Raw genomic sequence first — 10,868 nt, forward strand, 5'->3', positions numbered from 1 at the left:
TGCGGGATGACGTGCGCCCCCTGTTTTCCCTGATCAGCCCGCCGCCATGTCCTCGTTATTTCGCTGCATTGATTGTCAACTCGTGATGTTGATAACTCCAATTATCAATACCTTCAAAAAACAGCAACAAATCAGCCGCTGCTCGAATGACGGGAAAGAAGATGCCAGCCTGACAAGGGCTTAAATGAAGCTGCCGGGCTGGATGTGAGGGACGTCAATCGTGCGCTGGTGGGAGTGCGGGTCATGGTTTGCCGGGGGCCTTGTGAGCTCGTCACGCCACGACGGCAGCGGCGTGCCTGGCTCCTGTGTGTGAGCCCCCGTCGTCGGAGGTCCGGCAGCCCAGAGCTTGTCGGGGCGGGTGTCTCCAGCAGCTCTCGCATGGCGCCCTGCTGCATACCGCAGCCCTGACCGAAAGAGCCCGCGTGGAAGGGGCTGGTTTAACTTGGGCGCTTGAGCGGCAGCCCGTTCTTGAGCCCGGGGTGTTTCCGCGCAGCTCCATCGCTTGTGAAACGGGCGCAAGCCCCATACGGCCTGCGCCCTGCCCTGTCCGGCCGCAAGCCGGCTTGCACGGCCGTCGGACTCAGGCGGGTTCCATGCCGTTGGCGCGCTTGGCGTTCTCCGTTTGGTCGGAAACCAGGAACTCAAGGAAGGCGCGTACGGCCTGAGGCTGCTGCGAAGCCGTGGCCAGTCCTGCGGAGAAGATGGTGGTGACCTGCACGGCCGGCGGCAGCGGGCCCACCACGTCTATGCCTTGCAGATGGATGAGCTCGCTGAGTTGCTGGAAGCCCAGCTCCACCTCTCCCTTGGCCACCAGCGAGCCCACGGGCACACCGGGCGGCGCCTGGACGATGCGGTCCTTGATCTGATCGGCGATGCCCCAGCGCTCGAACTGCTTGACGAGCGCCACGCCGCTTGGGCCGGTCGAGTAGCTGAGGCTGCCTGCCGAGAGCACGGCTTGGCGCACGCCCTCCTCCGAGCTGATGTCCGGGTGCGGCGCGCCGGCCTGCACGGCCACGGCCACGCCGGATTTCACGAGATCGGCACGGCTGCCGGCCACGACTTTGCCGGCCTGGGTGAGCTGGTCGATGGCGTTGGACGCGAGGATGACCACGTCGAAGGCCTCACCGGCCTGCACGCGCTTGGCGGCGTCCACGCCGCCGACGGATTCGACCTCCACGGCTTGGCCGCTGAGGCGGCTGTACTGGGCCACGAGGTCGGCCAGCAGCTGCTTGGTGGCCATGGAGGAAATGATGCGCAGGGGGGTTGCCAAGGGAGCTCCTTATTTCTTGGGTCAAGGGGGCGGGCGCGGCAACGCACCCGCACGCGGGCGACATTATTTCGGCGTTTGCACGGCCGTCCCTACGGATTGCCCACGGGGCGATGCGTTCAGTCCTGGCCTGGACGGGACGGACAAGCGGCCGGCATCCGCCCATGACTGGCTGGGCGGAGCAGCGGAAGGCGACCTGGCCGGAGAACGCCGGGCAGCGGACCAGGACCAGGCCTGGCGTGCGCGACCCTTTTGCGTGGACGGAGCGCTTGCCCCAATGCCTCCAACGCCCTGGATGCTCATGTGGGAAGTCGTCAATATGTTGACGCCGCAAAGGCAGCCCCGGAGGTTGTCGTCCGCCGTTCATGCACCTGCAGGGCGCCGCCCGGGTGTGGTACCAGACCACGCCCCGTGGTGCCCCGGCAGTGTGGTACGAGACCACACCCCACTGCCCACGGCCCGCGACATGCGGCTACAGGACCAGCCGGCGAAATTGCATCCAGCGCGCAGCGGCCTGCGGCTCACGGCCGGTACAGGAGCTGGCAGATCCGCATGACAGCCAGTACGCACTGGTGAGGCCTCGGCGCCCCATGGCACGCGCAGTCTGTCTCCGGAAAGACGCGCATCCAAACGACTGCTGAACCAGGCACTCCGATCCCCGGTACATGGCCGGCGCAAGAACATCCCGAACAAAGGCGTGCACTGGCCAGCGCTCGTGCCGGCACTGGCAACGCGCGGGAGCCCAACCCGAAGCACACCCCTGCATGAGATACGTTCGCCGCCATAGCCAGGGCCGGCTTCGTCCCAAACGCTGGATCGGCAAGACGTCCGCACCGTGCTTGCAGCCGCGTGGCCATGAGCGTCCGGGCGCGGCGGGTTCGTCATCGAGGGTTCTGAAGAAGGTGGGTAAAAAGCGGTTGGGGGTACGCCAATGCTTCCGTCGAAACGGCGGCTCGGCGATGCACATGAGCCAGGGCCTCGTTCGACACGGGGTGTGGTACGAGACCACACCCCTCCCAGCTGCCGCCTGCGTGGAAGACCGACCGGCATACGCATGCTGCTCCTTTGCCGCCGTGGTACGGGACCACACCCCGCCGACACCCCCTACCGCACGGCCTGTGCCCCCCAAAAGCAAAGCGCCCGGTGCGTGGTACGGTACCCCACGCACCGGGCGCCGTGGGCGTCCCGGACCCGCTGCAGCCGGCTCAGAGCTTGAGCAGCTTCTTCAACAAAGCCTCCACGTCAGCCATGTCCACCGGCTGACGGATTTCCACCGCCAAGGCGCCACCGGCTTTTTGCGTGAGCACGGCGACGGTCTTGCCGTCCTTTTTCAAGTGGCGCTTGTCCGCCAAGCCGCGCACCTGCGCCATGCCCAGCAGCTCGTCGAGAACCGCCTTGGGCGCCCGTGGTACGGTACCCCGCCCCGCGATGGCCTTGGCGCGGGACAGCACGCCGTCCGGGTCCTTTTGAAGCGCCTCGGACAAGGGACGCGCCCAGTGAAGCTGGATGTCGGCCGGCGAGCTGAACGCCGCCACCACGGCCGCAGGCAGCTCGGCCAATCGCAGCGCCTTGGCAGCGTTGCTGTGGTCCATGCCGGACTCTTCGGCAAGGCGGCGAATGGAGCTGAAGAGGTTGGCTTGCAGCGCGCGCTGGATGCTTTGGCCCTGCTCCCATGGAGAAAGGTTGCGGCGCTCGCGGTTTTCGCGGTCCATGGTCAGCCACATCTGCTTGTCGCTGACGCTCTCGATCATGGCCAGCACCGGCATGCCCAGCTCCAGGCAGGCGCGGTGGCGGCGGTGGCCGAAGACCAGCTCGTACTGCACGCCGTCGCGCCGCGTGTCCGCATCCTCGATGGGCCGCACTTTCACGGGCTGCACGTTGACACCGGCATGCTCGATCTCGCCCTTGAGCTTGGCGAAATCGGCGGATTCAAACTCGGACTCGTGCCGGTTGGCCAGGCGGCTGCGCGCGATGGTGCGCGCGTCCAGCAGCTTCAGCGGCACGCTGCCTTCGTACTCGCGCAGCCGGGCCTTGACCTCGGCCAGCTCCTTGCCCAGCGGGCTGGAGCGGCCCAGCACGCCCATCATCTGGCCCACGCCGGTGTAGGCCTTGCGCTGCGTGGCAGCGTCCTCGGCCACCAGGGGCTGGGCGGCAGGGGCGGCGGGCGGCTCGGGGTCCGGCAGCAGGTTCACCAGCTTGGACTTCTCGGCGATCTTCTTGGTCATGGTCGTCTCCGGAACGCGCTTCAGGCCGCGGCAGCCTTGCGGCGCCAGGTGGCTTGTATGAGCTGCTCGACCAGCTCCGTGACCTTCTCATAGGCCTCGGCGGCGCGCTTGTAGGTGCGGGCGTTGCCATCGTATTTGCCCACGTCATAGATGGTGCCGAACTCGGCGGCTGCGGAGGCGGCGGCCGCCGTCTTGGGAATTTCCACCGGCATGACCTTGCCTTCGTAGGCCTGACCAATCCAGTCGCGGACAACGGTGGCGGTGGAGTCGCTGCTGTCCACGCGCGTGAGCAGCACGCGTATGAAATCGAACTCCTTGCCCACGCCGCGCTGCTCGACGAGCTGGCCGGCCAGGTCGGAAAACAGCCGCCAGAACTGGGAGGCCGAAGCGAAGTCCAGCGCGTTGGGCGGCAGCGGCATGAGCAGCCCGTTGGCCGCCATCAGCGCGTTGATGGTGACGTAGGACAGCGAAGGGGGCGTGTCGATGACGATGACGTCGTACTCGTCGCGCACCTCGTCCAGGCCGACGTTGAGCACGTTCCAGAACTCGAAGTCGTCCTCGGTCTGCTGGCGCGAAGGCAGCGAGAACTCGGCACCGAACAGCAGCGGCGCGGCCGCCACCAAGTCCACGCCGCTCCAGTAGCTGGGCCGGATGGCGCTGCGCAGCGAGCTCTCCGCGCCCACGCACAAGGGCAGGATGGTCTGTTCGTCCTCCACCTCGGTGTCCGGCAGGATGCCGAACAGCGTGGTGAGCGAGCCCTGGGGGTCGCAGTCGACCGCCAGCACGCGGTGCCCACGCAGGCTCAAGCCTTGGGCCACGGACATGGCAGTGGTCGTCTTGCCCACGCCGCCCTTGAAATTGGCCAGCACCATGGTCACGGCCTCGGCGCCCGCGGGCCGCATGGCCGCGCCGCGGTAGGCGCGGGCCCAGGTCTGCACATCGGACAGCGAGAATTCGCGCCGCCCGTTGCCCAGCATGCGGCCTGCGGGCAAGTCGCTCTTTTGCAGCCGGTAGGCCACCTGGTTGCGGTCCAGCCCGCAAATGGCGCCCAACTGTCCGCTGCTGTAGACGGGCGAGCGCTTGCGCGAGGTGGGCGACAGCATCGCGCTGCGCACCCGGCTCATGAGCAGGCCGGAGCGGTCAGCCTGGTCCATCACATCGGACAGCGTCTGGGGAGCCAGCGTCGCCGTATTCGTGTTCATTCCTGTCCTCCTTCGTGAGCACGGATCATAACGGCGAGTCAGCGTTTGAAGGCTGCGTCAGCGCATGTTTGCTGAAACGTTTGGGTAGCTTCGGTTCACGAGACGGATCAGGAATCAAGCAGCTGTCAGCCCTGAGTTTTCTTATCAAACACCCCGTTCGGGATTTAAGAGGTTCAAATTCCTTCAAAGCCTTTAATACCTTTACGGACGGAATTTCCTTTACGCATCAATGACTTATCTGCAAATGGGTGAGTCTTCTTGGGAATGAAGGTGAGCTGTTTTGGGAGCGAAGGTGAGCCCTCTTGGTAATAAAGGTGAGCGTGCTTGGTAGCGAACGTGAGCGGATAAGTGAATGGTCTGTACTAGGCCTTGGCGCCACTGCCGCTATCAAATCCACTCACGTGGCGGGCGAAGAACGTGCGCCTGGCCGTGTGAGCAGGCCAAATCGCCCGGCCATACGCGTGCGGCAGACGTGAACAAGCCGCCAAACATGGCATCCAGCGGCAAGCCGGCGCCATGCCGCGCCGCCAAGCTGTTCGCTCGTCGCTTGTGTGAGGAGATTTGGTAGCGATCAGGCCGCATGGTCACCACGCCAAGTTGCCCTGAATCCGCCCGTTGCGTGAACGCCATGTGAGGAAATTTGGTAGTGCCGGCGCGAGGCCCACGGCCTGCGCTGACCGTAGAAAGCTCGGCACAGGTGAGCAAATTTGGTAGCGCCGGCCGAGCGAGATCGCTGGGCCGTAACGGCCGGTGCCACGGGCCACACGTCGGGCAGGTGAGGAAATTTGGTAGTGCCCGGCAGGGCGGAGCAGAACAGCACATGTGAGCTGTCTGGGTCGGCTCACTCACGTGATCGCCTACCATGTCGGCATGGCTCAGCAACCCGTCCTTTTTGACGACGATGACGAAGACGCGCCGGCCTCGGCCGACGTGGTGCGCAAGCACGTCAACGCCGTGGCGTTCATGCCGCGCGACCGCAAGATCACGCTGCTGGCGCGCCGCTCCTTCAACGTGCTGCTGCACGTGGCGCAGCGCCAGAGCGGCAAGGACATCTACAGCGCGCCGCTGAGCGAGATCATCAATCTCTCGCGCTTTGACTCCAACAACTATGAGCTGCTGAAGAAGACGCTCAAGCAGCTCATGGGCACGGTGGTCGAGTGGCAAAGCCCAACGGCCGGCGAGTTCGACGTGTGGGAGGCCTCCACGCTGCTGGCCGGCTGCAAGCTCATCAAGAACCGCAAGAGCGGCGCCATCACCATCGAGTGGTCCTACTCGCCCCAGATCCGCGAGCAGCTCATGGGGCCCGACCGCTACGCGCGCATCGCGCTGGACGTGGTGACGCAGCTTCGCAGCCACGCCGCCATGGCGCTGTACGAGATCTGCGTGCGCTACATCGACAACCCCAGCCACCTCACCGCGCGCCAGCACTGGCGCTGGTGGCGCCCGGTACTCACCGGGCAACAGGACGACCCGACGCGCAAGCCGCCCGAGTACCGGTACTTCAAGCGCGACGTGCTGACGCCGGCGATAGCGGAAATCAACGCCCTGTCCGACATCGAGGTGCGCGGCCCCGTGGAGCACAAGGGCGCGGACAACAAGACGATCGAGCAGATCCAGTTCTCGGTGCTGCGCAAGGCCAGTGCCCGCGTGCCCAGCGGCAAGGCTGCCGGCGCCCGCGATCTGGAGCCGGTGGACCTGCCGCTCATAGGCCGGGCCATGGACAGCGGCCTCAAGCAGGAGGACGCCGAGCGACTGCTGCAGGAGTTCGGCCCAACGGCGCTGTCCGCCGGGCTGGACAGCCTGCAGCGGCGTACCGCACTGCCGCCCGGCGTTGCCGAGCCGGTGCAAAGCCCCGCCCGTTACCTGCGCGCCGTGCTGCCGGGTGTGCTCAAGAAGCCGGCCGAGGCCGACCAGGCCGCGCCTGCAGCCGCACCGCCGCGCGCACGCGCGGCAGCGGTTGTGGACGCACCCAGGCGCCAGGCGCGCTGGCTGGACGAGTGGCTGCGCCGTGCGCGCGAGGCGCTGCGCCACGAGATCCTTGCGCTGCCCCAAGCCGAGCGCGAGCGCTGGGTGGCGCAGTTTCGCGAGTACCTGGCCGACAAGCGCTCCCCGCTGCTCAAGCGCTTTGACACCAGCGGCTGGACGCACTCGCTTTTCGTCCAGGATTTCATCCGCTTCTACGCCAACGGCGCGCGCGGTCCCGGCTGGGACAAGCCCAGCGCCGAGCAACTGCTGGAGCTCGCGGCCGAAGTGGGCGATGGCAACGCGTAAGGCTCACGCGCTGAATTTCCGCTGCTGAATGTGGAAAACGCCGCGCTCTGCGCGGCGTTTTCCATGGTGAATGCCCTGGCGGTGCCGGGGCAGGCCGCTGGCGGCTCGAAGCCGGCTCAGCTCGCCTTGGCCTTCACGTAGCGGCCGGGCGCGGGTTCTATGGGGCGGTGCTTGTCGCTGCCCAGCTCGGCGCGGGCCGGCACCTCGTCGTCGCTGCCCTGTTGAGCCAGCCACTCGCTCCAGGCCGTCCACCAGCTGCCCGGGTACTGCTGGGCCTGCTTGAACCAGTGCTCGGGGTCGGCGGGCAGCAGCGCGGCGACCTCGGCGTGCGGGGAGGGTGCGTTGTCATCCGCATCCGGCGGCGGCAGCTCCCAGTAGCTGCGCTTTTTCTTGGCCGGCGGGTTGATCACGCCGGCGATGTGGCCGCTGGCGCCGAGCACGAAGGTGATGGGCCCGCCCAGCAGCTGCGTGCTGGCGTAGGCCGATTTCCAGGGAACGATGTGGTCCTCGCGCGAGGCGTAGAGGAAGGCCGGCACCGTGATCTTGCGCAGGTCCACCGGCACGCCACACTGCACCGTGCCGCCGGGCTGGCGCACCTTGTTCTCCAGGTAGCCCTGGCGCATGAAGAAGCAGGCCATGGGGCCGGGCAGGTTGGAGTCGTCGGCGTTCCAGTACAGCAGGTCGAAGGGCGGCGGCGCCTTGCCCTGCAGGTAGCCGTTGACGACGTAGGGCCAGATCAGGTCGTTGGCGCGCAGCGCCGCGAACATGTGCGCCAGCTCGCGCCCGTGCAGCACGCCGCGCTGGCCTATGGTGGATTCGCGCAGCGCCATGGACTGCGGCGTGATCATCAGGCCCAGCTCGCCGGTGTCGGTGAAGTCCAGCAGCGTGGTCAGCAGCGTCATGCTGCCCACCTTGCCGGCCTCGCCTTGGGCCGAGAGCACGGCCAGCGTGCACGCCAGCAGCGAGCCGCCGATGCAAAAGCCCAGCGTGTTGACCTGCTCGCTGCCGGCAATCTCCCGGGCCACGTCGATGGCGGTCATGACGCCTTGGCGCTCGTAGTCGTCCCAGGTGAGGTGGCCCAGCGACTCGTCGACGTTGCGCCAGGACACGAGGAACACCGTGTTGCCCTGCGATGCCGCATAGGCCACCAGCGAGTTTTCCGGCTGCAAATCCAGGATGTAGAACTTGTTGATGCAGGGCGGGACGATCAGCAGCGGCGTGCGCTTCACGTGCTCCGTGCTGGGCGCGTACTGGATGAGCTGGAACAGCTCGTTCTCGAACACCACGGCGCCCGGGCTCAGGGCCACGTTCTTGCCGACTTCAAAGGCCTTTTCGTCCGTCATGGAGACGCGGCCCTTGGCGAAGTCCTCCATGAAAAGGCGTGCCCCCTCGATGAGGCTGCGCCCGCCCGTGTCCACCGCCGTCTGCAGCGCCTCGGGGTTGGTGAGCAGGCAGTTGGCCGGGCTCAGCGCATCCACGACCTGACGCAGCAGGAAGCCCCATTGCGCCTTGGTGCGCTCGTCCATGGGCGTGGCCTCCAGCGTCTGGCGCAGCGCCTGCGTTTGCGCGAGGTAGCTCTTGGAGAGCATGTCAAAGCCCGGGTGCCTGCTCCAGGCCTCGGCCGAGAAACGCTTGTCGGAGGCCACGTTGACCGCACTGGGAAAGCCGGGAATGGCCGCGGCCAGGGACATGGGCCAGAAGGCCGTCATCTGCTTGAGCGTCTCCTGCTGCCAGGAGGTGAAGGCGGTGGCGGCCTGCATCCAGGGCGCGAAAGCCTGGTCGGCGGTGAAAGGGCCTAACGCCGCTTGCTGCGACTTCAGCAACTGCGTGAACCACTGGCCGGCGTCCGGCGTCGAAGGGTTGTCCATGCGCTGTCTCCATCCTTGCTTGTCATGAGCGGCGCATTGCCGCGCCGCTCGCTCCATCTTCCCGCGGCAAGAACCGCGGGCGCCTCATGACCGGGTGGTGCACATGGCGTGCCGGTGCAAATGCAACACCACTGTCCCGGACTTTGCCATGAGCGTACCGGCTCTCGGGGTTTGTCCCGGTGCGCCTGACCTGGCTCAAGCGCGGTTCAGCACCTATCATCTACCGAACGGTCGGTAAATGATTCAGTCCCGAATGTGCATACGTTACGGGACTGGAGCGTGGCAGTGGCTTGCAGTGGGAGTGGTGAAGGTGCCGGAGTCCATGATTCTCAAGAGCCAGAGCGGCGCGGTGCGCACGCTGGTGCTCAACCGCCCGGCGGCGCTCAACAGCTTCAACGGCGAGATGCACTCGCTGCTGCGCGCCGAGCTGGAGAGCGCCGCGGCCGATGCCGGCGTGCGCTGCGTGCTGCTCACGGGTGCGGGCCGGGCCTTCTGCGCGGGGCAGGACCTGGCCGATCCGCTGGTGTGCCCCGACACCTCGCAGCCCAAGGACCTGGGCGTGGCCATAGAGCGCTACTACGCCCCGCTGGTGCGGCGGCTGCGCAGCATGCCCGTGCCGGTGGTGGTGGCCGTCAACGGCGTGGCCGCGGGCGCGGGCGCCAATCTGGCGTTCTGCGGCGACCTGGTGCTGGCCGCGCGCTCGGCCAGCTTCATCCAGGCTTTCGGAAAAATCGGCCTGGTTCCCGACAGCGGCGGCACCTGGCTGCTGCCGCGCCTGGTTGGGCGGGCGAGGGCGCTTGGGCTGGCGCTGTTGGGCGACAAGCTGCCCGCAGACGAGGCCGAGCGCATGGGCCTGATCTGGCGCAGCGTGGACGACGCCGAGCTCCTGCCGCTGGCGCAAGCCCTGGCCGAACGCCTGGCCGGCATGCCCACCAAGGCGCTGGTGGCCACGCGGCGGGCCATGGACGAGGCGCAGCACCTGGACCTCACGCACGCCCTCACCGCAGAGGCCAAGCTGCAGCGCGAGCTGGGCTTTGCGCACGACTACCAGGAAGGCGTGGCCGCCTTTGGCGCCAGGCGCGCGCCCGTCTTCACCGACCGCTGAACCGGCCAGGAGCACGCCCATGACCGCGACGCCGCAGGAAGTGGCCGAGCGCGTGCGCGCCGGCATGTTTGCCGAGGACCGCGCCGCGCAGGCGCTGGGCATGCAGGTCACGGACATCGGCCCGGGCCGCGCCACGCTGGCCATGGCGGTGCGCGAGGACATGCTCAACGGCCATGCCATCTGCCATGGCGGCCTCATTGCCACGCTGGCCGACACGGCTTTTGCCTATGGCTGCAACGCCCACGGCGAGCTCACCGTGGCTTCCGGCTTTTCAGTGGACTTCGTCGCCCCCGGCCGCTTGGGCGACGTGCTGACGGCGCGCTGCGTGGAGGTCTCGCGCGCCGGACGCACCGGCGTCTATGACGTGACGGTGGACAACCAGCGCGGCGAGCGCATCGCGGTGTTCCGCGGCCGCTCCTACACCGCCAAGGGCCGGCCCGCGGTCAAGGCCTGAGCCCGCTGCGACAAGAGGAAGGAGACAAGCCATGCCCGTCAAGCAACCCGTTGCCGCCGACCTGGAGCCCATCGAGCGCGCCAGCCGCGACGAGATCGAGGCCCTGCAACTGCAGCGCCTGCGCCGCACGCTGGCGCACGCCTACGAGAACGTGCCCCACTACCGCCGCGCCTTCGACGGCAAGGGCGTGCACCCGGGCGACTTGAAGACGCTGGCGGACCTCGCCAAATTCCCCTTCACCACCAAGAAGGACCTGCGCGACCACTACCCGTTTGGCATGTTCGCCGTGCCGCGCGAGCAGGTGGTGCGCGTGCACGCCAGCTCCGGCACCACGGGCAAGCCCACGGTGGTGGGCTACACGAGGAACGACATCGACACCTGGGCCGGCCTCGTGGCGCGCTCCATTCGCGCCGCGGGCGGCCGCGCCGGCGACATCGTGCACGTGGCCTATGGCTACGGGCTTTTCACCGGCGGCC

At 67.4% G+C, this 10,868-nt stretch carries 7 protein-coding genes and 1 pseudogene; 4 read left to right on the top strand and 4 right to left on the bottom strand.

The window, feature by feature from the left end; genetic code table 11:
* Positions 1-580 precede the first annotated feature (580 nt).
* The 3 genes from ALA01S_RS16830 to ALA01S_RS16840 form a co-directional block, all read right to left on the bottom strand.
* Positions 581-1,270: a substrate-binding domain-containing protein gene (locus ALA01S_RS16830; RefSeq protein ID WP_084267650.1), complete on the bottom strand. Its 690-nt coding sequence runs from the start codon at positions 1,268-1,270 to the stop codon at positions 581-583.
* Positions 1,271-2,472: 1,202 nt separating this feature from the next.
* The gene (locus ALA01S_RS16835) at positions 2,473-3,492 is read right to left on the bottom strand and encodes a ParB/RepB/Spo0J family partition protein (protein WP_066338470.1); all 1,020 of its coding nucleotides are present in this window, start codon (positions 3,490-3,492) and stop codon (positions 2,473-2,475) included.
* A gap of 20 nt (positions 3,493-3,512) precedes the next feature.
* A complete protein-coding gene (locus ALA01S_RS16840; RefSeq protein ID WP_066338472.1) occupies positions 3,513-4,694 on the bottom strand; it encodes a ParA family protein in 1,182 nt (393 codons plus the stop codon).
* Positions 4,695-5,564: 870 nt separating this feature from the next.
* On the opposite strand from ALA01S_RS16840, the gene ALA01S_RS16845 reads away from it, so the two are divergent.
* Positions 5,565-6,965 carry a replication initiation protein gene (locus ALA01S_RS16845; RefSeq protein ID WP_157119063.1) on the top strand — a complete coding sequence of 467 codons (1,401 nt, stop codon included), beginning with the start codon at positions 5,565-5,567 and terminating at the stop codon, positions 6,963-6,965.
* 116 nt (positions 6,966-7,081) lie between these two features.
* Here the strand turns inward: ALA01S_RS16845 and ALA01S_RS16850 are convergent, their stop codons facing one another.
* Positions 7,082-8,833, bottom strand: coding sequence for a PHA/PHB synthase family protein (locus ALA01S_RS16850; RefSeq protein ID WP_066338481.1), 1,752 nt, complete (start codon positions 8,831-8,833; stop codon positions 7,082-7,084).
* A 310-nt stretch (positions 8,834-9,143) separates the two neighbouring features.
* On the opposite strand from ALA01S_RS16850, the gene ALA01S_RS16855 reads away from it, so the two are divergent.
* The 3 genes and pseudogenes from ALA01S_RS16855 to ALA01S_RS16865 all read left to right on the top strand — a co-directional run.
* Positions 9,144-9,938 (top strand): enoyl-CoA hydratase-related protein, encoded by a 795-nt coding sequence (locus ALA01S_RS16855; RefSeq protein WP_066338497.1) that lies wholly within the window; start codon positions 9,144-9,146, stop codon positions 9,936-9,938.
* A gap of 19 nt (positions 9,939-9,957) precedes the next feature.
* Positions 9,958-10,392 (top strand): hydroxyphenylacetyl-CoA thioesterase PaaI, encoded by a 435-nt coding sequence (gene paaI / locus ALA01S_RS16860; RefSeq protein WP_066338486.1) that lies wholly within the window; start codon positions 9,958-9,960, stop codon positions 10,390-10,392.
* A gap of 31 nt (positions 10,393-10,423) precedes the next feature.
* Positions 10,424-10,868 (top strand): annotated as a pseudogene (locus tag ALA01S_RS16865) (phenylacetate--CoA ligase); the annotation flags it as partial.

The organism is Azohydromonas lata NBRC 102462, from assembly GCF_001571085.1.
GTDB classification, from domain to species: Bacteria; Pseudomonadota; Gammaproteobacteria; order Burkholderiales; family Burkholderiaceae_C; genus Azohydromonas; species Azohydromonas lata.